21 protein-coding genes and 1 pseudogene are annotated in these 21,822 nt (G+C 61.5%); 20 read left to right on the top strand and 2 right to left on the bottom strand.

Annotated features, from left to right (window positions below):
- Positions 1 to 21 precede the first annotated feature (21 nt).
- The 6 genes from ACODSO_RS10800 to ACODSO_RS10775 all read left to right on the top strand — a co-directional run bounded on the left by ACODSO_RS10800 (position 22) and on the right by ACODSO_RS10775 (position 5,815).
- Complete coding sequence (locus tag ACODSO_RS10800; RefSeq protein WP_489037006.1) at positions 22 to 768, top strand: glucose 1-dehydrogenase; 747 nt, start codon at positions 22 to 24, stop codon at positions 766 to 768.
- 122 nt (positions 769 to 890) lie between these two features.
- On the top strand, positions 891 to 1,826 hold the full coding sequence (locus tag ACODSO_RS10795) for a cyclase family protein (RefSeq protein ID WP_489037004.1): 936 nt from the start codon (positions 891 to 893) through the stop codon (positions 1,824 to 1,826).
- Between the two features lie 129 nt (positions 1,827 to 1,955).
- Positions 1,956 to 2,447 (top strand): flavin reductase family protein, encoded by a 492-nt coding sequence (locus tag ACODSO_RS10790; protein ID WP_489037002.1) that lies wholly within the window; start codon positions 1,956 to 1,958, stop codon positions 2,445 to 2,447.
- 39 nt (positions 2,448 to 2,486) lie between these two features.
- Positions 2,487 to 2,987, top strand: a complete 501-nt coding sequence (accB, locus tag ACODSO_RS10785) for an acetyl-CoA carboxylase biotin carboxyl carrier protein (RefSeq protein WP_489037001.1) — start codon at positions 2,487 to 2,489, stop codon at positions 2,985 to 2,987.
- A 2-nt stretch (positions 2,988 to 2,989) separates the two neighbouring features.
- Complete coding sequence (locus tag ACODSO_RS10780) at positions 2,990 to 4,345, top strand: acetyl-CoA carboxylase biotin carboxylase subunit (protein ID WP_489036999.1); 1,356 nt, start codon at positions 2,990 to 2,992, stop codon at positions 4,343 to 4,345.
- 3 nt (positions 4,346 to 4,348) lie between these two features.
- Positions 4,349 to 5,815 (top strand): carboxyltransferase, encoded by a 1,467-nt coding sequence (locus ACODSO_RS10775; RefSeq protein ID WP_489036997.1) that lies wholly within the window; start codon positions 4,349 to 4,351, stop codon positions 5,813 to 5,815.
- A gap of 80 nt (positions 5,816 to 5,895) precedes the next feature.
- Here the strand turns inward: ACODSO_RS10775 and ACODSO_RS10770 are convergent, their stop codons facing one another.
- Together ACODSO_RS10770 and ACODSO_RS10765 are read right to left on the bottom strand one after the other, a co-directional pair.
- Entirely contained in the window at positions 5,896 to 7,470 is a 1,575-nt protein-coding gene (locus ACODSO_RS10770) for a class I adenylate-forming enzyme family protein (protein WP_489036995.1), read from the bottom strand.
- 57 nt (positions 7,471 to 7,527) lie between these two features.
- Complete coding sequence (locus ACODSO_RS10765) at positions 7,528 to 8,079, bottom strand: TetR/AcrR family transcriptional regulator (RefSeq protein ID WP_489036994.1); 552 nt, start codon at positions 8,077 to 8,079, stop codon at positions 7,528 to 7,530.
- 251 nt (positions 8,080 to 8,330) lie between these two features.
- Here ACODSO_RS10765 and ACODSO_RS10760 point away from each other — a divergent pair, with 251 nt between their 5' ends.
- The 14 genes and pseudogenes from ACODSO_RS10760 to ACODSO_RS10695 form a co-directional block, all read left to right on the top strand.
- Positions 8,331 to 9,458: an acyl-CoA dehydrogenase family protein gene (locus tag ACODSO_RS10760; RefSeq protein ID WP_489036992.1), complete on the top strand. Its 1,128-nt coding sequence runs from the start codon at positions 8,331 to 8,333 to the stop codon at positions 9,456 to 9,458.
- Positions 9,455 to 10,357 (top strand): acyl-CoA dehydrogenase family protein, encoded by a 903-nt coding sequence (locus ACODSO_RS10755; protein WP_489036990.1) that lies wholly within the window; start codon positions 9,455 to 9,457, stop codon positions 10,355 to 10,357. Before ACODSO_RS10760 ends, ACODSO_RS10755 begins: the two co-directional genes overlap by 4 nt.
- Before the next feature lie 30 nt (positions 10,358 to 10,387).
- Positions 10,388 to 11,752 (top strand): MFS transporter, encoded by a 1,365-nt coding sequence (locus ACODSO_RS10750; protein ID WP_489036988.1) that lies wholly within the window; start codon positions 10,388 to 10,390, stop codon positions 11,750 to 11,752.
- Positions 11,753 to 11,866: 114 nt separating this feature from the next.
- Positions 11,867 to 13,108, top strand: a complete 1,242-nt coding sequence (gene ribB / locus ACODSO_RS10745) for a 3,4-dihydroxy-2-butanone-4-phosphate synthase (RefSeq protein WP_489036987.1) — start codon at positions 11,867 to 11,869, stop codon at positions 13,106 to 13,108.
- Between the two features lie 34 nt (positions 13,109 to 13,142).
- Positions 13,143 to 13,928: an SDR family NAD(P)-dependent oxidoreductase gene (locus ACODSO_RS10740; protein ID WP_489036986.1), complete on the top strand. Its 786-nt coding sequence runs from the start codon at positions 13,143 to 13,145 to the stop codon at positions 13,926 to 13,928.
- A 113-nt stretch (positions 13,929 to 14,041) separates the two neighbouring features.
- The gene (locus tag ACODSO_RS10735; RefSeq protein WP_489037054.1) at positions 14,042 to 14,719 is read left to right on the top strand and encodes a 3-oxoacid CoA-transferase subunit A; all 678 of its coding nucleotides are present in this window, start codon (positions 14,042 to 14,044) and stop codon (positions 14,717 to 14,719) included.
- A gap of 4 nt (positions 14,720 to 14,723) precedes the next feature.
- Complete coding sequence (locus tag ACODSO_RS10730) at positions 14,724 to 15,368, top strand: 3-oxoacid CoA-transferase subunit B (RefSeq protein WP_489036985.1); 645 nt, start codon at positions 14,724 to 14,726, stop codon at positions 15,366 to 15,368.
- Complete coding sequence (locus ACODSO_RS10725) at positions 15,365 to 17,368, top strand: 3-hydroxyacyl-CoA dehydrogenase NAD-binding domain-containing protein (protein ID WP_489036984.1); 2,004 nt, start codon at positions 15,365 to 15,367, stop codon at positions 17,366 to 17,368. Before ACODSO_RS10730 ends, ACODSO_RS10725 begins: the two co-directional genes overlap by 4 nt.
- Positions 17,281 to 18,258: a cyclase family protein gene (locus ACODSO_RS10720; RefSeq protein ID WP_489036983.1), complete on the top strand. Its 978-nt coding sequence runs from the start codon at positions 17,281 to 17,283 to the stop codon at positions 18,256 to 18,258. The genes ACODSO_RS10725 and ACODSO_RS10720 overlap by 88 nt, the downstream gene beginning before the upstream one ends.
- Positions 18,255 to 19,088, top strand: coding sequence for an enoyl-CoA hydratase-related protein (locus ACODSO_RS10715; protein WP_489036981.1), 834 nt, complete (start codon positions 18,255 to 18,257; stop codon positions 19,086 to 19,088). Before ACODSO_RS10720 ends, ACODSO_RS10715 begins: the two co-directional genes overlap by 4 nt.
- Positions 19,081 to 20,298 carry an acetyl-CoA C-acetyltransferase gene (locus tag ACODSO_RS10710; RefSeq protein ID WP_489036979.1) on the top strand — a complete coding sequence of 406 codons (1,218 nt, stop codon included), beginning with the start codon at positions 19,081 to 19,083 and terminating at the stop codon, positions 20,296 to 20,298. The genes ACODSO_RS10715 and ACODSO_RS10710 overlap by 8 nt, the downstream gene beginning before the upstream one ends.
- A gap of 128 nt (positions 20,299 to 20,426) precedes the next feature.
- Positions 20,427 to 21,047 carry a 3-hydroxyacyl-CoA dehydrogenase NAD-binding domain-containing protein gene (locus tag ACODSO_RS10705; protein WP_489036978.1) on the top strand — a complete coding sequence of 207 codons (621 nt, stop codon included), beginning with the start codon at positions 20,427 to 20,429 and terminating at the stop codon, positions 21,045 to 21,047.
- Positions 21,035 to 21,202 carry a hypothetical protein gene (locus ACODSO_RS10700; RefSeq protein WP_489036977.1) on the top strand — a complete coding sequence of 56 codons (168 nt, stop codon included), beginning with the start codon at positions 21,035 to 21,037 and terminating at the stop codon, positions 21,200 to 21,202. The genes ACODSO_RS10705 and ACODSO_RS10700 overlap by 13 nt, the downstream gene beginning before the upstream one ends.
- Before the next feature lie 21 nt (positions 21,203 to 21,223).
- Positions 21,224 to 21,817 (top strand): annotated as a pseudogene (locus tag ACODSO_RS10695) (amidohydrolase family protein); the annotation flags it as partial.
- Between the last annotated feature and the right edge of the window lie 5 nt (positions 21,818 to 21,822).

The following is a 21,822-nucleotide window of genomic DNA, read 5'->3' as shown; positions in this document are numbered from 1 at the left end:
ACGAGAAAGCAGTGCATTGTCATGGGAAAAATGGACAACCGTGTAGCTCTCATAAGCGGCGGAGCTCGAGGCATGGGTGCATCCCACGCCCGGCTTCTGGCAGAGGAGGGCGCTGCCGTGGTAATTGGGGATGTCCTCGACGATGAGGGTAAGTCGCTTGTCGCCGAACTCGGCGACCGTGCACGCTACGTGCATCTCGATGTTACCCAGTCAGCCGATTGGGAGCATGCCGTCGCTACCGCGGTGTCGGAGTTCGGTCGGCTCGACATTCTGGTAAACAACGCCGGCATCGTGCGCATAGGCGATATCGAATCGCACTCGATCGAGGATTGGCACACCATGATCGCGGTGAACCTCACTGGAGTATTCCTGGGAATGAAGACAGCGGTACCCGAGCTGAAGAAGAACGGCAACGGTTCGATCGTCAACATCTCCTCCATTGCCGGACTGCAAGGTTTTGGTTCGATGGCCTCGTATAATGCGTCGAAGTTCGGTGTGCGAGGGCTGACGAAATCGGCCGCAATCGATCTCGGGCCTCATAACGTTCGAGTCAACTCGATTCATCCCGGTTTGATCAGGACGCCGATGACCGAGGGTGCAGACCAGTCGCAACAGCACGTGGCGATGAAGCGGGGCGGTGACCCCATCGAGGTGTCCCGCATGGTCTTGTTCCTCGCCAGTGATGACTCCTCCTTTTCCACTGGATCGGAGTTCGTCATCGACGGCGGAGAAACCGCAGGTCTTGCCCAGAACGCAGTGTTCCACTGAAACAACGGCTTTCGCTGTTCTGAACGAGAACCCATCCCACGTCGGCTCGGCGCACCCATAACCCCTCCTGGTGCGCCGAGCCGACTTCCATTTGCCCACACCACCTGGAAGTTGACGACGCCATGACCAATGCCGCATTGCCGAAGTACGACGAGTTGCCCGAGCTGGGCAATCTCGGTGTGAGGCACAGTTGGGGCTTGCTTCCGACGCGCCTGGGGACTCTGGCGCTCCTCGATGAAGGGCGTGCGCGCGCCGGCGCGGAATCGGTGATATCCGGGCGATCGTTCGGGTTGTCGCTACCGCTCGATACCTTCGACCCGCCCCTTTTCGGCCGTGCAGCGCTTGCACATTCGGTATTCGAATCCGGCCGTAACACATTCGAGGACACGGTTGACTCGTACAACCCTCAGTCAGCCTCACAGTGGGATGGTCTGGGCCATGTTCGAGCGCGAGAACTCGGCTTCTACGGAGGCGTCACCGACGACGAAGCCGCCCGTGAGGAGCTCGGCATTCATCACTGGGCGCCTCGCGGAATCGTCGGTCGCGGAGTCCTCCTCGACGTAGCCCGATATTTCGATCTAAAGGACATTGCGTGGGATCCGTTCGGGGGTGACACGATTGGAGTTGACGTTCTGAAGGACGTCGCGCAGGCACAGGACCTCACCGTGGAGCGAGGAGACGTTCTGTGTGTTCGAATCGGTTGGACGGCTGAATACAAGCGTCGTGTAGCGGAGGGTCGCGACTCGAGTACCGTCGGTGACCGCTTCTCCGGCTTGTCCGCGGCCGAGTCGATGGCGCGGTTCCTCTGGGACAGCGGATTCGCTGCAGTCTGCTCCGACAACCCGGCGATCGAGAGCGCGCCGGGGAACCGAGAAGACGGGTCACTTCATCGCCGACTCATTCCCTCCCTGGGCTTCGCGTTGTCCGAACTCCTCGACCTGGACGAGCTGGCTGCAGCGTGCCACGCCGCCAACCGGTGGAGTTTTCTGTTCACCGCCGCACCTTTGCCCGTGGTCGGTGCAGTCAGTTCTCCAGCCAACGCAGTCGCGGTGATGTAGAGGGAGGTGCACACACTCTCGTTGACTCGTGAGGTCTGCATCACCTAGGGTTAATCTGCCAACCGACTGTTAGAAAAGCTACCTCGGATCTCTTGCAGCGATGGTTCGAGATCGACAAAGGACACAGACATGAACCGATCGACAATCGATGCCACCGAGTTTCGGCGCGTACTCGGCCACCTTCCCACCGGGGTCGTCGTGGTCACAGCCATGGTCGACAACGACCCGGTCGGTATGGCATGCAATTCGTTCACATCGATCTCGCTGGATCCCGCATTGGTCGGATTCTGTGCCGCCAAGACCTCGAGCACCTGGCCACCGATACGCGATGCCGCCAAGTTCTGTATCAACGTCATGGCCGAAGAGCATGCCGAGCTGACACAGAACTTCTCGCGCAGGGGAATCGATCGATTCGCCGGAGTCAAGTGGGCTCCGCGTGTCTCCGGGCCTGGCTTGGCCGGTGCCGTCGCGTGGATCGACTGCACTCTGTGGAACGAGTACGAGGCCGGAGACCACACCATCGTCCTCGGCCAGGCAGGCGCGATCGAGGCCGCCAGCGAAGTATCGCCGCTGGTGTTCTGCAAGGGTTCCTACGGGGCCTTCGCAACTGCTGCAGTCTGATCTTTTGGGCGAGATACAACAACTGAGGAGAGCTGGAAAATGAGCCTGACACCGCAAGAAATCAAAGATATCGTCGTTGCGTTGCAAGATTCACAATGGGATCAGGCGACGGTGACAGTCGGCGACGTCCGGATAGCGGTGGGCCGTAACGGGGCCACCCCTGATGCCCAACCAGCGTCCGCTGCTCCGGCCGTGGCTGCGGTCATTCCTCCGGTGGCCCCTTCGCCGGGCGCGCCCAATCATGCTCCCGCCGCCGACCCTGCGCCAACTACGGCCGATACGTCCGGGGCCTCCGGATACGTCGTGACTGCACCGAGCGTCGGAGTGTTCTGGAAGACACCGCAGCCAGGTCAACCGCCGTTCGTCGAGATCGGCAGTACCGTCGAGGCAGGCGATACTCTGTGCATCGTCGAGGTCATGAAGCTGATGAACAACGTCACTGCCGACGTCGCCGGAACCATTGCAGCAGTGCACGTGGAGAACGCAGTCCAGGTCGAGTACGGCACACCCCTGTTCACCATCACTCCACGGGAGCAGTGATCGTGCGTCGCGTACTGGTAGCTAATCGCGGCGAGATCGCAGTCCGCATCGTGCGGGCATGCTTCGACGAAGGCGTCGAAAGTGTGCTGGCCGTCTCCGAATGCGACAAGAATTCCCTCGCCGCTCAACTCGCCGATAGCACCGTCGTCATCGGGCCCAGCCAGGCATCCGAAAGCTATCTGTCGGTCGACCGCATCGTCGCGGCGGCACTGTACGCAGACTGCGACGCAGTACATCCCGGCTACGGCTTCTTGTCCGAACGCACCGATCTCGTCGAAGCATGCGCAGATCACGACATCACCTTCATCGGTCCGCCGGCCGAAGTCATGCGCCGCTCCGGTGACAAACTCACAGCGCGTCGCACGGCCGCCGAACTCGGTATTCCCACCGGCTCGGGGACCGCCGGCCTCACGACGACCGAGGATGCGGTCGCAGCTGCCGACGAACTCGATGACTACCCGCTGCTGCTCAAGGCTTCGGCAGGCGGTGGGGGACGCGGTATGACGGTCATCCGCGATCGCGCCGATATACGCAAGCATTTCTCCCGCTCGAGCACCGAAGCGGAGCGCGCATTCGGCGACGGCACAATCTATCTCGAACGATATGTCGAATTCGCCAGACATGTCGAAGTCCAGATCCTCGCCGACACGCATGGCAACGTCGTGCACTTGGGCGAACGAGATTGCTCCACCCAGCGGCGCTACCAGAAACTGGTGGAGGAAGCCCCGGCAGTCGGCTTGCCTCCGGAGCTTCTCGAGCGCGTGCGATCGGCGGCAGTCGATCTGGCAAAGGGCCTGGACTACGTCGGTGCAGGAACTGTCGAGTTTCTCGTCGACACCGAACGCAACGACTTCGTCTTTCTCGAAGTCAACGCACGAGTACAGGTCGAACACCCTGTTACAGAGATGGTCACTTCGATCGACATCGTGCGCGAACAACTTCGAGTCGCGCAGGGCCATCGACTCTCGTTCACTCAGGATCAGGTGACACTCACCGGGCACGCCATCGAATGCCGCATCAACGCCGAGGATGCGCGAAACAACTTCTTACCCCATCCGGGCAAGATCACCGGCTGGGTGGCTCCCCTGGGCGCCGGCATCCGCGTCGACACTTGTGCATTCCCTGGCGCCGAGATCCCACCGTTCTACGACTCGATGATCGCCAAACTCATCGTCCACGCCTCCACCCGCGAGGCTGCCACAGAGCTGATGGGACGCGCGTTGGCCAAGCTTCGCGTCGAGGGAGTCCCCACCACCATCGACTTGCATGCCGCATTGATGGCAAACAAAGACTTTCAACACAGCCCAGTCACCACGAAGTGGCTGGAGAACGAGTTCCTGCCGAACTGGGAGGCATAGACCATGACCACCATCGACTTCGTCGATCAAACACTGCGCGACGGTCAGCAGAGCCTCTGGGGCCTGAAGATGCGGCCCTTTCATGCCGCCGACGCCCTCTCACATCTCGACCGGGCCGGCTACCGTGTCGTCGACCTCACCGGCCCCGGTATGTTCACCGTCCTTCTACGGACGTTCAAGGACGATCCATGGGCTGCGACGGATTTCCTCGTCGACGGGCTGAAGAACAACGTCGTACGGTGCGGAATGCGGACGATCAGCGTGATCGGGTTCAACCACACCCCTGATTCGATCATCGACCTATGGATCCAGACTCTGATCAAACACGGTGTGACGAGCTTCTGGATCTATGACTGCCTGTACGACATGCCGACGATGCATCGCCTGGCGAAGGTCATCTTCGACAACGGCGGTGTGGCCGTACCTGCAGTGATGTACGGACTCACCGGTGCTCACGACGATCAGTTCTTCGCAGACCGTGCTCGGGAGATGGCGAGCTGGGATGGGGTCGAGAGCATCTACGTCGAGGATGCAGCCGGGGTCCTGACGCCGGAGCGCGCGGCGACCCTGTTGCCGGCCATTCGGGCAGCGACAGGAACAGTCCCGTTAGAACTGCACTGCCACAACACGACCGGACTCGCGCCGCTGAACTATGTGGAAGGTATGAAGGCCGGCTTCACCATCATCCACACGGCGTCTCGGCCGATGGCGAACGGACCGTCGCTACCTTCGACCGAGGCGATGGTCAACATCGTCGAGTCCCTCGGCTTGAAGCACAACCTCGACATCTCCACCTTTGCTCCGGTAGCGGAGAACTTCGAGTGGGCAGCGCGCGACGCCGGTTTCGAGCCATCGGTTCCGGCGGAATACGATCCGAGAATCTACGAACATCAGCTTCCCGGAGGCATGACCGGCACGCTCATCAGTCAGCTGCAGCAACACGGCATGGCAGACCGCTTCCCCGCCGTACTCGATGAAATCCCGAGGGTTCGACAAGAGCTTGCGTCGCCGATCATGGCGACACCGTTCAGCCAGTTCGTCGGAATTCAGGCAGTGCTCAACGTCGTCACCGGTGAGCGGTACAAACTCGTTCCCGACGAGGTCATCCGGTACTCGATGGGCCACTATGGACCACTGATCCGAGAGGTCGACCCCGCCGTACTCGACAAGATCCTGAGCTCGCCGCGCGCCAAGCAGTTCCAGAACTGGGTTCGGCCCCAACCGACCCTCGCTGACATCAAGTCACAATTCCACGCTGACATCAGCGATGAAGATCTGTTGATGCGCTTCATGACGTCCAATGAAGAAGTCGATGCGATGTTGGCAGCCGGACCGATCAGGACCGATCCCCGGCGGAGCGAGAACGAGATCGTTCAGGCGATCCGCGACATCGCACGAGGGTCGTCGTCGATCACGTCGCTGTCGATCGCGCAGCCAGGATGGACACTCGACGCCTGCAAGAACCACTGACGACACCCGGTTTGGGGCGCCACGAACGATTCGTGGCGCCCCAGCGTGTGGCGAGCCGGACGTGGTAGACGAACCGAATTCTATTCGGCGAGAACGACATCCCGGACGAGGTTGCGTCTGATCTTCAGACTCGCGGTGCGGGGCAAGGAATCGAACAGTACCAGCCGTGTCGGCTTCTTGTACGACGCCAACGTCTTTCGGCAATGGTCCTGTAGTTGTTCGAGAGTCGGAGCTTGGCCCTCCGTCGGTACGACGGCTGCGACGACGGACTGTCCCCACCGAGCGTGCGGTGCGCCCACGACCGCGCATTCTGCGATGTCTGGATGAGTTGCCAGGCAGGCCTCGACCTCAGACGGGTAGACGTTCATTCCACCGCTGACGATGAGGTCGGTTCGCCTGTCACTGACATAGACGAATCCGGCAGCGTCCATCGAGCCGAGATCGCCTGTGTGGTACCACCCGTCGACAAGTGCGCGGTCGGTCGCATCGGGCAGGTTCCAATAGCCCTGCATCAAAGCTGGTGAACGCACTATGATTTCGCCGACACTGGCCCCGTCACGGGGTAGCGATCGAGCACTCTCGTCGCAGATGTCTATCTCGACGCCGTCGACAGCTCGGCCGACCGACGCGAAGGGGTCCGCGGCGGCGCTGGTGGAATTGAAATCGCCGATCCGGGTAGCGGTCACCAGGCCACCGGAGTTTTCGGTCATTCCTAAGCCTTCCACCAGTTTGTCGCCGATCGCCTCGTACAGCGCTCGCAGTTTGGCGGGACCTGCATTGGACGCCGAGTGCAACACGGTGTGAAGACCGGCGATTCGGTCGGGCACCGCGCGCACGGCGGCGACGAAATCGTCGATCACGGGGGAAGGGATGTACGTGAACGTGACGGCATAGCGTTCGATCGCGTCCAGGAGGTCCGCTACGGTCCAGGGGCCCAGGATGACGACGGTACCGCCGATCCGTAGATGGGTCAGCACGTGTGCGGGCACGGTGGCGACGAACGACATGGACCCCGTCAGCGCGGCGACACTTCGGGCGGGTAGCCGGTAGGCGGCGCTGTTGGATTCTGCGATGGCCCTGATGCTGTCGTGGGTCAGGACGGCACCTTTCGGTCGTCCTGTCGTTCCGCTGGTGTACCCGATGATGTACGGGTCGTGTGGATCGGTCACCGCCACGGCGTCATGACCGAGGACCGGGGTCGACACCAACTCGTCGAACGAGACGAATGCGCCACCCTTCGGGGTGCAACCTCCGATGACCACTCCGGTGTCGAGGTGATCGACAGCGGCCATGACGGTCTCCGAGTGGTGGGCGTCCCAGACGATGATCCTGGGTTCGCAGTCCTCGATGAGCACCGATGCCTCCGTGGACGTGAGGCGAGTATTGATCGGGACCATGATCGCGCCCATTCGTGCAGCGGCGATGTACAACTCGACGTATGCTGCGCTGTCGTCGAGATAAGTTGCGATTCGATCGCCATGCTGTACCCCGAGTCGCGACAATCCCTGTGCGAGAGCGCGACTGGATCTGCTCAGCTCATCGTAATTCACGGTCCGTCCGCTGGGCTCGATCAACGCGAAGTCGTGCGGACGATGCTGTGCATGGTCGTCGATGCATTCGGCGATCGTGATGGGCGCGGCGATGTGGGAACTCACGGATCTACCTCCGGCGAAATGCGGTGCGGATGAGACCGCGGTGGTGTGTTGATGTGTTCACGGTGTGATGGATTTGAGAATCATGCGAGAGAACTGCGCAGCGATCTTTTCGTTGGAGAGGCGGTGCTTCTGGCCTGGCCTGTGCCACGTCGGCACGCTGTTCAGCGCGCCCAGGAACAAGCGCACCGTTAGTCTCAGATCGAGGTCCTGGTCGACTTGACCGTCTTCCTTCGCGCGTACCAGCAAGTCGTAGATCCGCTGTTCGAAACGACGCCCTTCCGCCTGTACCTCTTCGAGTCGGGCACCGGTCAGCCGAAGGCGTTCGTTGAAGTAGATGGCTACACGCTCGACGTTGCCGAGGTACCACTTCATCAGTGCCTCGAGCAGCTCGGCCAGCTCTTCGGCCGCAGGAAGGCCTCTAGCCTCGATTTCCTCGGAAATCCTCTCCGACTGCGCGTGCGATTCCTTCATGATGCGGAGCAGCAGGTCCTCTTTCGAGGCGAAATAGTAGTACAGGCTGCCTTTGAGTACTCCGACCTCGGTCGCCACGTCCTGTAAGGAGGCTCCGCTGTAGCCCTTCTCGAAGAAGATTCGAACGGCCGCGGTCATCACTTCCTGATCTCGATTGCGGCGTTCACCCTGCTTGGAACTTGGTTGTGCTGTTGAATCCGAACGAGACGGCACGCTTTTTCCCCTCTGCAAAATCGCGAGTGTCCGGTCCGTATCAGTTCGGAACACTTCACAACCATACGTTTGGTAGTCAGCCTACGTGGCGCTTGACACATTGGGAAATTGCGGCCTAAGTTATCAACCAATCGTTTGGGAGACTAGCTCCCCAACCGTGAACGGAGTTGCAACGCGTGACACAACACATTCCAACTGAGCATTCCTCCCTTTTCGCCCAGTCCGCTGGGCAGTGGCTGCAAGACAATGTCCCGCAACGTTGGCGTGAGCACCGGGGGACCCTTGCCGAAGAAGAGTCGATCGACATCCGCCGCGAATGGGACCGCCAGCTCTACAAGGCGGGGTACTCAGGCCTGTCGTTGCCCTCTGAGTTCGGCGGTCGAGGCCTCGGCTTGGCCGAGGAAGTCGAATTCAGCGAGTTGGCCGCACGGGCGCAGGCGCCGGACGGCCTGGCTCGTATCGGCCGAATTCTGACCGCCCCAACGCTTATCGCTCACGGGACACCGGCGCAGAGGGAACGTTTTCTTCCGCCGATTCTGCAGGGTGTCGAGACGTGGTGCCAGGGCTTTTCCGAGCCCGGCGCCGGATCCGATCTCGCGGGAGTGAGCTGTCGCGCAGAGAAGGTCGACGGTGGGTACGTGATCACAGGGCGAAAGATCTGGACGTCCTTCGCTGCGTATTCCGATCGCTGCCTGTTGCTCGCGCGGACGGACCCCGACGCGCGTAGGCACAAGAACCTGTCGATGTTCATGCTCGACATGAAGCAGCCCGGTGTCGAGATCAGTACGATTCGGCAGATCTCGGGCGGCACTCACTTCGCCGAGGTCCACTTCGATCGAGTCTTCGTCTCCGACGACGAACTCATCGCAGGTGAGGGTGACGGCTGGAAGGTGGCCATGACGACGCTGATGAACGAGCGTGGCGGAGTCGAGGCTGCAAGCCGTTACGTCGAAATGCGGGCAGACATGGATCTGTTGCAGCAGACGCACGGAGGTGATCCCCGCCGCGCGGACGTACTTGAAAACCTCGACCGGCGAACCGATTTGGTTCGGTGGCAAATCTCCAAAGCTGTCACACTCGAAGCCGACGAGACCGCATTCGTCCGCGCCACCTCGATCCTCAAAGTGCTGTGGAGTGAGTTGTTCCAGGAGATCACCGAATTCGGGCTGCGCTATTCGACACCCGAACTGCGAGATCACTGGCGCTATCAATACCTGGAAAGCCGGTCCTGCAGCATCTACTCGGGGACGTCCGAGATTCAACGAAACATAATCAGCGAACGAGTTCTGGGGCTGCCGCGATGACTACATCCACAATGACCGTTGCATTGCCGTCCGAGATGGGAGTAGCGGCAGCAGAGGGACTCCGAGATATCCTCGCGCGCAGCGTAGGCACTGCGAACATCGCAACCTTCGCAGAGGGAGAGTCCCCGCTGAAGTGGAAGTCGATCGCCGAAGCCGGCTGGGTCGGAATCGCCGACGGTGGCACCGACGACGATGCGCTTTCGCTGCGCGATCTGGTCGATGTGGCGTCCGTGTGGGGTGAGTACTGCGTTCAGTTGCCGTTCGTGGTGACGCTGTTCACACGCCGTCACAGCGCGGCCGCTCGGGCATTCGACGGCCCAGTGACTGTTGCCATACCGACACCGCAGACGGCCGTGGGCTGGAGTGTTGTGCCCTTCGGCCTGTATCCAGGAACGGGCTTGCTCGAATCGATGGATACCGACCATGTCATCGACGTCCCTGAGTCCTCTCGATTGGACTTCGCCCCGACACTTCTTGCCTCCGAAGCCCTCTTGTTGTCCGGTCTGTCGGAGCAGGCCGCACGCGAACTCGGCGTGCTCTGGGCGGCAGAGGGTGCCGGGATCGCCAAGCGGATGGTCGCGATCGGCGTCGAATATGTCAGCGGCAGAAACCAATTCGGCAAGCCGATCGGATCGTTCCAGGCGGTCAAGCATATTTTGGCCAATGCACACATTGATGCGGAACAGGCCGAGACATCGGTTCTATGGGCGGCCGCCGAGGAGGACAAATCGTTCGAGCTGTCCGTGCACGCCCTCGAACTCGCGATCGCCGTCGCCGAGCGTGTGATTCAGGTCCACGGCGGTATGGGATTCACCTGGGAGATGGGCCTGCACTACTACCTCCGACATCTGGTCAGCCTGCGCGACCTGGTAGCCGGTCTTCGCATCGCTGGTCGCTGACCGGCTCTTCGATCGTCAGAAAGCAACGACATGGACATCACCACACCGCAGACCGACTCCGCTCGCGCAGACTCCAAGCGCACGAAGAGCGGCCGCAAGGCCGCATTCGCCGGCGGGGTCGGCACGATGATCGAGGGGTACGACTTCAGCATGTACGGCTACATGGCCGTCATCATCGCGCCGCTGTTCTTCCCCTCCGACAACGACGTCAGCTCGCTACTGCTGACTCTGTCGGTGTTCGCCGCCGCATACGCCGCGCGCCCCTTGGGCGGACTTGTCTTCGGCTATGTCGGTGACCGAGTAAGCCGCCGTACCGCGCTCCTGACCACTCTCTTGATGATGGGCCTGGCCAGCGCGGCGATCGGCCTGCTTCCGACCGCCCTCTCTGTCGGGCCGATCGCATCGGTCGGCCTCGTCGTCCTTCGCCTGATCCAAGGCTTCTCTGTAGGCGGCGAAGTCGCGGGCGCTGCCACTCTGGTTTCCGAGGCAGCACCCGTCGGGCGCAAGGGCAGATACGGTGCGCTCAACCCGTTCGGAGCCACCCTCGGCTTCGCTGTGGCCTCCGCTGTCGCGGGACTCGTTTCACTGCTGACCACCGACGAGCAGATGGCGTCGTGGGGTTGGCGCATTCCGTTCCTCGTTGCACTCCCTCTTGCCGTGGTGTGTCTTGCGCTTCGGCGCTCCCTTGTCCACGAGGCGCCGGCAACGAAGAAGCAAGCGGCCAAGTCACCGGTCGTCGCGGTGTTCACGACGTGGAGAAAGCAACTACTGCAAGCATCCGGGATCAGTCTTGCGGTGAACGGCTCCGCGTACTTCGGGCTGACGTACCTGAGTATCCACCTGATCCAGCAGCTCGGCTATCCCAAGACCAGCGTGTACTGGACTACGACCATTGTGGTCGCACTCGCGGCCTTTCTGATGCTCGTAACAGGACGTCTCGGTGACCGAATCGGTCTGCCCGCGCTCGCCGGTATCGGTCTGGCCGGCTACTTTGCAGTCACCTTCGCCGCCATGGTCGTCATGGGCCAGGGAAGTCTGCTGCTCGCCGGGATCGCGTTCCTGTTGATCATGGTCAATACTTCGTTCCTGCAGGTGGCAGGGTATTCGATGATCCCCGAACTGTTCGGCAGGACGGTGCGCTACACCGGTACTGCTTTGGGATGGAACATCGGAGTCGTCATCGCCGGAGGAACTGCCCCCGTCCTATGCGTTTGGCTGGTAGATCGGACCGGCAGTGCGCTCTCTCCAGCACTGTTCGTCATGGGGCTTTGTGTTGTCGGAGGGGCGGCCGTCTGGTCCGTACACCGCTCACGGGACTCTCGGCCGATCGACGATCACGAAGCCGATCAAGTCATTGCTCGCCCCGTTGATCAGGACGTGGTCGACGCCGGCTGAGTCGCTGAGCTGCGACAGTTGTAACTGTGTGTGACCGGCACTACAGTATCAAACGACCGGTTGGTGGCCAGCGATTTCGGTCGCACCGCACTCACTGCCTCGAAAGGTGAAGACATGACAGGGAATCAATCGGTGGAACTCGCGATCGCGGCAATACGCCGAGGCGAAATGGTTCTTGTCGCCGACGATCACGATCGCGAGAATGAAGGCGACCTGATCATGAACGCAGCAGCTATCACCGAGGAGCAGATGGCGTTCTTCCTGCGCTACGGCAGCGGCATTGTCTGCACACCTATGACTGCAGCCCGCGCAGATCGACTCTCGCTTCCGTTGATGGTCGCCGCGAACACCGACAAGATGGGTACAGCGTTCACGGTGACCGTCGACGCAATCGACGCTGGTACCGGAATTTCTGCTGTTGCCAGGACGTCGACAGTCCACGCCCTGGCGTCCTCTGCAACGACTCCGCGTGATCTTCGTCGGCCAGGGCATGTGTTCCCTCTGGTTGCCGTCGACGGCGGAGTGCTGACTAGACGCGGACACACCGAGGCAGGCGTGGACCTGGTGCGTATGGCAGGAGAGAACGAACCGGTTGCGGTCATCACCGAACTCGTGGACGACGACGGCGTACCTATGTCGGGAGCGGTGCTCACCGATTTCGCCGAGAAGCGAAACATCCCGTTCGTCACCGTCGATGACCTTGTTGCGTACCGCAGGCGACACGAAGCGCCGCCTGCGCCGCTGTCGAGCGCTGTAATCGACACCGAATACGGAACATTCATGGCTCACGTGTTCCGCGACCGAGTCTCGGGGGTCGAGCACGTTGCCCTGACCACCGGCCCCGCGCTGCAGCCAGGAACAACGGTCACCGCCCGTGTGCACAGTGAATGCCTGACCGGCGATGCACTCGGCTCTCAACGCTGCGACTGCGGCCCGCAGCTACGTGACGGCCTACGCCTGGTCGCTGAATCCCGTAATGGCATCTTGGTCTACCTTCGCGGGCACGAGGGACGGGGCATAGGTATCGGGAACAAGTTGGCCGCTTACGCGCTGCAGGAACTGGGCGCCGACACCGTTGATGCCAATACGCAACTCGGCCTACCTGTCGATGCCCGCGAATACGACTGTGCCGCAGATATTCTGCGCTACTTCGGTGTCGCATCCGTCGACCTGATCACCAACAATCCAGACAAGGTGTCCGCGCTCGAACACAGCGGCATCGAAGTGCACTCGCGCCTCGAATCTCCGGTGCACTGGGGCACCCACAACGTGCACTACCTACAGACCAAGCGGGAACGAATGGGCCACGTGCTACCGGAGACACCGCTTCAGTTCCTCCAGTCGGTCTCGGTCTAGGTCTCCTCACACACCTCACACGAAAAGGAAGAAAATGACTACGACAGTTCCGCACGCGTACTCCCAGCTGGACCTGACCGGAAAGAGCGTTCTGATTACCGGCGCCGGCAGCGGTATGGGCCGGGAGGCTGCGATCCTCGTCGCCGGCCGCGGTGGACGCGTGACAGCAGTCGATGTCAACGAAGTCGGTGGCAAGAAGACGGTCGAGGCCATCGAACAGGCGGGCGGCGAAGCACAATTCGTTCGCGCCGACATCACCGATGAGGACGACGTAAGAGCGATGGTTCGGGCCGCGGTCGATAATTTCGGCGGGCTGCACGGAGCATTCAACAATGCCGGAATCATCGGTGCGGGTGGCAAGATCGAGGACTTCGAATACGACAAGTGGAAGTCTGTCATGGACGTCAATCTCAACGGCGCATTCCTGTGTCTGAAGTACGAGATTCCAGCGCTGCTTGCAAGCGGTGGGGGATCGGTCGTCAACACCGCCTCGACCGCTGCAGCTATCGCCTACCCCAACCTCCCCGCGTATGTCTCGAGCAAACACGGAGTGCTGGGGTTGACCCGCCAGGTCGCGCTCGACTACGCCTCGCAGAACATTCGGGTCAATGCGGTACTTCCCGGCTCGACGATGACGCCGCTGGCAGAGGAAGCGTTCGCCGACCCCGAGGTGAAGGCCAAAGCCGAAGCTGCGCAGCCGATCGGTCGTCTCGGTCGGCCTGAGGAGATCGCAGAGATGGCTGCGTGGCTGCTGTCCGACGCGTCGTCGTTTGTGGTCGGCTCGGCGTTCTTCGTCGACGGCGGAGTAAACGCGGCCTAGCTGTTCAGTGCGGAGTACGTACACGATTCAAGCCGGAAGACGGGCCTTTCCAACCCCGTGACGAGTCCGAAACAACGTCGCCGCAGGCGACATCGAACGAGAGTTGTGTGGTGATGAACAAGCAGGTCGGCAGTGCCGCGGACGCAATCCGTGGGCTCGGTGACGGAGCGACCGTCATGATCAGTGGGTTCGGTCCTCCCGGACAGCCAGTGACGCTGATCGAGGCCCTCCTGGCTTCAGGAGCTACCGATCTGACGGTCATCAACAACAACGCCGGTGCAGGCGGCGATGCAATCGGTCAGTTGTTCGCGGCGAAACGAGTACGCAAGGTCGTATGTTCGTTCCCGAAGGCCATCGGCTCCACAGTGTTCGACGAGCTCTATCACGCAGGGGAGATCGAGCTCGAGTTGGTACCACAGGGAACTCTCGCCGAACGTATCCGGGCCGCCGGAGCCGGGATCGGAGGATTCTTCACCCGTACCGGCTATGGCACCGAGCTGGCCGAGGGGAAAGAGGTACGCCAGATCAATGGCAATGGATATGTGTTCGAGACGCCGTTGTTTGCCGATTTCGCACTGATCAAGGCGCGGGCAGGCGATGTCGTGGGCAACCTCGTGTACCGAAAGACCGGCCGCAATTTCGGTCCGGTCATGGCCCCTGCCGCAACCGTCACCGTTGTCGAGGTGGACGAGATAGTCCCTGTCGGGGCGCTGGATCCGGAGGCCATCGTGACACCCGGCATCTATGTCGACCGGATCGTCAGTGACACTGCGAACAAGAGTGGAGTCTGACCTGATGGTTCTTTCACGCAAAGAAATCGCTGCACGAGTGGCGCAAGACATCCCCGACGGTTCCTATGTCAATCTCGGAATCGGAATCCCCACTCTGGTCGCCGATTTCATTCCCGAGGATCGAGAGGTTGTCCTCCACACGGAGAACGGTCTTCTGGGAATGGGGCCGGCAGCCGAGGAAGGCCACGAGGATCCCGACCTCATCAATGCCGGAAAGATCTACGTGACCGAAGGTGTCGGCGCGTCATACTTTCACCATGCCGACTCGTTCGCGATGATGCGCGGAGGTCATCTCGACGTGTGCGTCATGGGTGCGTACCAGGTGTCGATCGATGGCGACCTCGCGAACTGGCGCACCGACTCGCCGACGGTGATACCTGGCGTCGGCGGCGCGATGGATCTCGCATCCGGCGCACGCAGGGTATTCGTCATCATGGATCTATTCTCACGCGGTGGAGAATGTAAGTTGGTCCGCTCGTGCAGCTATCCGCTCACCGGCGCCGGCTGTGTCGAACGCGTCTATACCGATGTGGCTCTGTTCGAGACCGGCAACGGTGCCGTACGAGTCCTCGACATCTTCGACGGCAGCGACATCGCGTCGCTTGCCGAGCGCACTGGCCTCGACCTTGTCGACGGGCGGTCATCATGAGCTCGGTTACCACGTCGGTTACCAACGGAGTCGCGATTCTGACTCTGGACAACCCTCCTGTGAACATGGGCAACGCTGCTCTCCGCACAGCCCTTGCCGACGCTCTGGACTCCCTCGCCGGGCGCAACGACATACGCGGCGTCGTGCTCGTGTCGGCAGGACAACACTTCTATGCAGGGTCCGATATCTCGGAATTCGATCGTCCACTGGTGCATCCGCAGCTGCCGGCCGTCATCGAACGGATCGAGAAACTACCTGTTCCCGTTGTGGCTGCGTTGACTGGAATGACCCTCGGGGGCGGTTTGGAACTCGCCTTGGGATGCGATGCCCGCATCGGCGACACCTCCGCAGTGCTCGGATTTCCCGAAGTCACGCTCGGTATACTGCCGGGCGCTGGTGGCACGGTTCGAATCTCGCGGCTCGCCGGGGTGCCCGCCGCCATTGATCTTGTTGCCTCCGCTCGGCAGGTGAAGGCCGACGAGGCCAAGCTGCTGGGGCTCCTCGACGCAGTAGTGGAACCGGATCAGCTTCTGTCTGCAGCTTTCGAGCTCGCCGGAACGCTCGAATCGAAGAATCGGCTCATCGATCGGACCGTACCGGAGATCAGAGACGATGAGTTGGCCACAGCTCGAGTGAAGGCCTCCACACGCGCAAGGCCCAACGTCCTGGCCGCCATCGATGCGGTTGTGCGCGGAGCCGGCCTCGATCCCCACACCGCGTTGGCCGAGGAACGCGCGCTGTTCGACCAGCTTCGAGGCGGGGAGGAGTCAGCAAACCTGCGGTACCTGTTCTTCGCAAAGCGGCGCGCCGCCAAAGCCCTTCGCGCTTCGTCGAAGGCCCCCAGCATCACCACCGTCGGCATAGCGGGGGCCGGCACCATGGGTGCAGCGCTCGCCCGCACCTTCGGCACCCGCGGATACGAGGTGATCGTCTACGACACCAATCGCTCTGCGCTCGATCTCCTGGCGACCGAATCGGCTATCACAATCACCGACTCGCTCGCCGACCTCGGCAAGGCGCAACTGCTCGTCGATGCCGTCTTCGAGGACATGGATGTCAAGAAAGAGTTGATGTCCTCCGTGGAACCGCACCTGGCCGACAATGCCGTGATTGTCAGCAACACTTCCTATCTCGATTTGAACGAGATGGCGTCGGTGCTGCTCCGCCCGGAGCGTTTCGGTGGTCTGCATTTCTTCAACCCGCCGGACCGCAACCCGTTGGTCGAGATCATCCGGACGGCGACGACGGACGATTCCACGCTTGCGGTGCTGGGGTCGGTCGTCGCCAAGCTCGGTAAGTCGCCCATCCCCGCTGGCGTCGGCGACGGTTTCGTCGCCAACAGGGTGTATGCCGACTACCGTTCGCAGGCGGAGTTCCTCGTGGAGGAAGGCGCGTCGCCGGACGAAGTCGACGCAGCGCTCGTGGAACTGGGCTTTGCGATCGGCCCCTTCGCCGTCGCAGACATGTCCGGTCTGGACATCGCGTGGGCTCGGCGGAAGAGGATGGCGCCGACTCGGAACCCGAAGCTGCGCTACGTCACTATTGCCGACCGCCTCTGCGAGGCGGGCAGGCTCGGAAAGAAGACGGGCGCTGGGTGGTATGCCTATCCGGCCGAGGCGAAGCGCGGGGTCTACGACGGGGTCACCGCGTCGATCATCGATGATGCGCGCCGCGACGCCGGTATTGTGCCGAGATCTGTCGAGGGCGATGAAATTCGAGATCGTGTTCTGGGCTCGATGGTGTGTGCTGCAGCAGCACTCGTCGAGAACGGGGTTGCAGAACGGGCGTCGGACATCGACGTTGCATTGACGGAGGGATTTGCGTTCCCGAAGTGGCTCGGTGGTCCGATTCGTGCTCTCGCTCTTCGTCATCGGGAGGACGTGATCGACGTGCTCGCCATGGTGTACAGGTCATGTCCGGAGACGTTCGCGTCTGCCGAGCCTGCATCGCGAGGCGAGATGCCGCCGCCGATCGCAATTGTTCTGGAGTCGGTTCGATGACTACAACCGAACCGGTACCACGAGATGAAGGAATCGATTTGTCGCAGAATATGTCCCCTGCAAATTGGGGTGGGACTACCTGGGACGGCTCGATCGAATGGCCGCAAGGCAGTTCGCGAGCCTATGACCTGGCTGTTCTGCTGGAGACAGGGATGACTCGGCACGCGGCCCATCCGCCGTTCTCCTATGCGCTGGTGAAGAAACATCACGAACATCCCTATCCCGGTGGAATCTCCTCGGCGATGGAGATGCTGACAATGGGTGCGCACGTCGGAACGCACGTCGACGCGCCAGGGCACATTTCGCTGGACGGCTGCATCTTCGGCGACCGCGAGGTAGGAAAGTACGAAAGCTCGTACGACGGCATCTCGGTCGGATCGGTCGAGGAGCTTCCTCCGTTGATCGGCCCGGGCCACCTCGTCGACGGTGAGCTGCTGTTCGGGCGCGAGCTCACTCCTGCCGACGGTTTCGGAGCCGACGAACTCGACGCGTGGTTCGCAGATCGGAGTGCGCCGAAACCCGGCTCGGTCGTGGTGTTTCGTACCGGGTACATGAAGTACTGGCACGACACCGACAAGTATCTCGGTACTGGAAAAGGGTTGCCGGGCGTTACCCTGTCGGGAGCAAAGTGGTTGACCGACAGAGGAGTTCGTGCTGTCGGGAGCGACACTGTCAATTTCGAGAACAAGCCGCAGTGGACGGTTCCGGCGTTGAACGTCCACGTCCACATGCTGGTGGAGCATGGGACCCCGATTATGGAGTCGCTCGACCTGGAATCTCTCGCCGCCGACCGAATAGAGGACTTCTTCTTCGTCGCGTCGGCTTTACGTATCAAAGGCGGCACCGGATCTCCCATCCGCCCACTCGCATTCGTCGGAGGACACAAGTGACTGACGCACCCCTGCTCGTCGACACGGACGGTTACGTCACCTGGTTGACGCTGAATCGGCCGGCTCGGCTCAACGCCCTGAGCGACGACTTGCTGGATCTGCTCGAATCTGCTCTCCGCGAACTCGCGAAGACCGAGCAGCGTGTCATTGTGATTCGAGGCGCGGGCAGGGCGTTCTGCTCCGGATACGACATCGCGGCCGATTCGTCCGAGGTCGGGTACGCGGCGGAACGTGGTGTGATCGAGGATCGAGATCGGTTGCTGCTCAACGTCGAACGCTTCACCCAAATCTGGCGCCAACCACAGGTCGTCATCGCCGCCATACACGGGGTCTGTGCCGCAGGCGGCACTCAGTTGGCTTCCCTGTGCGATATCACGCTCATCAGCGATGATGCGATGGTCATGGCCTCACCCGCATTGCCGCTCGGCGGTGGCTACATCTCACCACTCTGGGAACATCTCGTCGGCGCCAAACGTGCCAAGCTCATGTCTTTCGACGCGGGCCGTCGAATCACGGGCAAGAAGGCGAGCGAGTGGGGTTGGGCCGCAGAGTCATTCCCACCTGATGAATTCGAGACGGAAGTTCGCCGTACCGCTCATTCGATCGCACGGACTCCCCTGAATCTGCTCAAGCTCAAGAAAGAAGCGGTCAACCGCGCCGCGGAAACTTCAGGTCTGCTCAGCTACATGCGGATGGGCGCCGAGACCGATGCGCTGCTCCACGTGACACCCGAGGTCGCAGAATACCAATCCTGGATCAAGGAGGGCGGAGTGAAGTCCGCCATCGCTCGCTTCAACGCAGTCCCGACCGGTGCTGGTCCCGATGCCTGAGGCCGTGATCGTCTCGATCGCCCGCTCACCCATCGGCCGTGCGGGAAAGGGATCACTGGTGAGTCTGCGCGGTGACGACATGACCGCGCAGATGGTGACTGCAGCTTTGGATCAAGTTCCGACCTTGGATCGTTCCAGCGTCGACGATCTGTTGCTCGGATGCGGATTGCCCGGCGGCGAACAGGGTTTCAACATGGCCCGCGTCGTTTCCATCCTTGCCGGTCTCGATGCAGTTCCCGGAACTACTGTCAATCGTTACTGCGCGTCGTCGGTGCAGACGACTCGAATGGCGTTGCATGCGATCAGGGCAGGGGAGGGGGATGTCTTCATTTCAGCGGGTGTCGATCAAGTGTCCAGGCTGGCAGCAGGTAGCTCTGATTCCTGGCCGAACACTCATAACCCGGCCTTCGCCGACGCGCAAGCGCGTAGCGAATCATTCGCGAGCGGGGGACAGACCTGGGCGGATCCACGCCCCGCAGGTCTGCTGCCCGATGCCTACATCTCCATGGGACAGACGGCCGAGAACGTCGCCCAAATCACCGGCATCACCCGTGAAGAACAGGATCGCTGGGCGGTCCGAAGCCAGAATCTGGCCGAAGCTCATATCGCGTCCGGTCACTTCGCTCGGGAGATCACTCCGTTGTCACTGCCCGATGGGACGGTGGTCTCGGTCGACGACAGTCCCCGCGCCGGCACGACGTACGACAAGATCAGCGCGCTCGAAGCCGTCTTCCGGCCCGACGGCAGTGTCACAGCGGGCAACGCCTGCCCGCTCAACGATGGCGCAGCCGCAATGGTGATCATGTCCGACACCAAAGCGAAGGAGCTCGGGCTGACACCCGTGGCGCGGATAGTCTCCACAGCGGTGTCCGGACTGTCACCGGAGATCATGGGTCTCGGACCCATCGAGGCAAGCCGCAAAGCTCTTGCTCTGGCACATATGTCGATCAACGATATCGATCTGGTCGAGATAAACGAAGCTTTCGCTGTTCAGGTCATCGGATCGGCACGAGAACTGAATATCGACGAAGACAAGCTCAATGTCGCGGGCGGTGCCATAGCCCTCGGGCATCCCTTCGGGATGACTGGTGTCCGCATCACTGCAACTCTGCTCAACAACCTCACCGCCCGTGATGGGCAATTCGGGCTCGAAACGATGTGTGTCGGGGGCGGTCAAGGGATGGCGATGATCATCGAGCGGTTGTCCTGACTTCGGTGCCGACGCTCGCGCAGCTGTCGCATTTGGTAATCGCGCTCGAAGGTCGAATCGGAAAGCACCGCACCCGGTGTTGTGTCCTGTTTGGGGCATGCTTATCTATCCGAGTAGATAGGTAATTCATGCGAGATCGCTTTTGCGACAGCGTAAGCGGAAGCCTTCGATTCGTCGACTCCGTCGTGGAGGCTGCACGGCACGCAACGTTCGTGCAGGAGAGTGGGCCCGAACGCGTCGATCTCAAGGGCGCGCTTCTCGCCGAGATCGATGCTGCCGCAGCACCCGGCGTGATCATCGCGTCGTCGACGTCAGGACTGGAACCTAGTGTCCTGCAGTGCTTCTGCTCGGTAGACCCGGGATGGGTCATCGTCGGTCATCCGTTCGACCCCGCCCACATCATCCCGCTGGTCGAGGTGGTACCAGGTCGCTCGACGACGGCAGAGTGTGCCGAGGAAGCCCTGGCCTTCTATCGCGGCATCGGCAAGAAGCCGGTGTTGGTCCGGGCCGAGATTCCGGGCCATCTGACCAACCGGTTGCAGGCGGCGCTGTGGCGGGAGGCCTACTCGCTGGTCGACCGTGGGGTGGCGACGGTCGCAGACATCGACACCGCGATTTCGCATGGTCCGGGACTTCGCTGGGCAATCGTTGGACCGTTTACAGCGCAACATCTTTCGGGTGGAGAGGGTGGTATGCGTCATCTCCTGAACACCTGGGACCGCGCACTCAGAAGTGGATGGACGATCTAGGTGAACCGCAGCTCACCGCTGCACTGGCGAACAAGCTCGTGACCGGCATGGACGATGAGATGGTCGGTATCGACCGAAGGGGTTTGGTTGCCGATCGCGATCGGCTTCTCGTCGACCTCATGCGACTCAAAGGCTCTGCTCGGCACTTGCCCTGACTATCGAAAGAGGCAAGGAGCATCGTGACTTACATTCCAGCCCTCGATCTCGATGCGCTCGTCGCCATCGACGTCCACACGCACGTCGAGGCGGACGGCAATCACCACTGCTCGCTCGACCAGGAACTTCTCGATGCCTCGGCCAAGTACTTCAAGCCAGGCGTCAATCGCACTCCGACCGTCGGCGATCTGGCTTCGTACTACCGTGAGCGCAACATGGCGGCAGTGATCTTCACCGTCGACGCGCGCACCGCACTGGGACACCCGAGAGAGGCGATCGCCGCCGAAGCAGCCGAGGCAGTCGCTCGTATCGGCGTCCTCGCGCGGGATTACGGAGTCCGCGGGATGAAGTCTCACCCCAGTCTGCAAGATTTCGAGCCCAACGATCGAAAGTACTACCCGATATACGATGCATGCGCCGAGCATGGACTGGTGGCGCTGTTTGATACCGATCAAACCGGCATCGGAGCTGGGCTTCCCGGTGGACGAGGCATCAAGTTGCGGTACTCGGACCCTATGTTGCTCGACGACATCGCCGCGGACTTCCCATACCTCACATTGGTTTTCGCGCACCCGTCCGTGCCGTGGGTCGATTCGTCGCGCTCGATCGCGACGTAGAA

It is taken from the genome of Rhodococcus sp. FG69 (assembly GCF_057808915.1).
Note: the sequence above shows the minus strand (reverse complement) of the source record. Positions and strands in the feature narration are given on the sequence as shown.

Bases quoted from the DNA above. Each gene is read 5' to 3' on its own strand.
- ACODSO_RS10800 (WP_489037006.1), top strand. From the start codon at position 22: ATGGGAAAAATGGACAACCGTGTAGCTCTCATAAGCGGCGGAGCTCGA.
- ACODSO_RS10795 (WP_489037004.1), top strand. From the start codon at position 891: ATGACCAATGCCGCATTGCCGAAGTACGACGAGTTGCCCGAGCTGGGC.
- ACODSO_RS10790 (WP_489037002.1), top strand. From the start codon at position 1,956: ATGAACCGATCGACAATCGATGCCACCGAGTTTCGGCGCGTACTCGGC.
- accB (WP_489037001.1), top strand. From the start codon at position 2,487: ATGAGCCTGACACCGCAAGAAATCAAAGATATCGTCGTTGCGTTGCAA.
- ACODSO_RS10775 (WP_489036997.1), top strand. From the start codon at position 4,349: ATGACCACCATCGACTTCGTCGATCAAACACTGCGCGACGGTCAGCAG.
- ACODSO_RS10765 (WP_489036994.1), bottom strand. From the start codon at position 8,079: ATGACCGCGGCCGTTCGAATCTTCTTCGAGAAGGGCTACAGCGGAGCC.
- ACODSO_RS10755 (WP_489036990.1), top strand. From the start codon at position 9,455: ATGACTACATCCACAATGACCGTTGCATTGCCGTCCGAGATGGGAGTA.
- ACODSO_RS10750 (WP_489036988.1), top strand. From the start codon at position 10,388: ATGGACATCACCACACCGCAGACCGACTCCGCTCGCGCAGACTCCAAG.
- ribB (WP_489036987.1), top strand. From the start codon at position 11,867: ATGACAGGGAATCAATCGGTGGAACTCGCGATCGCGGCAATACGCCGA.
- ACODSO_RS10740 (WP_489036986.1), top strand. From the start codon at position 13,143: ATGACTACGACAGTTCCGCACGCGTACTCCCAGCTGGACCTGACCGGA.
- ACODSO_RS10735 (WP_489037054.1), top strand. From the start codon at position 14,042: ATGAACAAGCAGGTCGGCAGTGCCGCGGACGCAATCCGTGGGCTCGGT.
- ACODSO_RS10730 (WP_489036985.1), top strand. From the start codon at position 14,724: ATGGTTCTTTCACGCAAAGAAATCGCTGCACGAGTGGCGCAAGACATC.
- ACODSO_RS10725 (WP_489036984.1), top strand. From the start codon at position 15,365: ATGAGCTCGGTTACCACGTCGGTTACCAACGGAGTCGCGATTCTGACT.
- ACODSO_RS10720 (WP_489036983.1), top strand. From the start codon at position 17,281: ATGTCCGGAGACGTTCGCGTCTGCCGAGCCTGCATCGCGAGGCGAGAT.
- ACODSO_RS10710 (WP_489036979.1), top strand. From the start codon at position 19,081: ATGCCTGAGGCCGTGATCGTCTCGATCGCCCGCTCACCCATCGGCCGT.
- ACODSO_RS10705 (WP_489036978.1), top strand. From the start codon at position 20,427: ATGCGAGATCGCTTTTGCGACAGCGTAAGCGGAAGCCTTCGATTCGTC.
- ACODSO_RS10700 (WP_489036977.1), top strand. From the start codon at position 21,035: ATGGACGATCTAGGTGAACCGCAGCTCACCGCTGCACTGGCGAACAAG.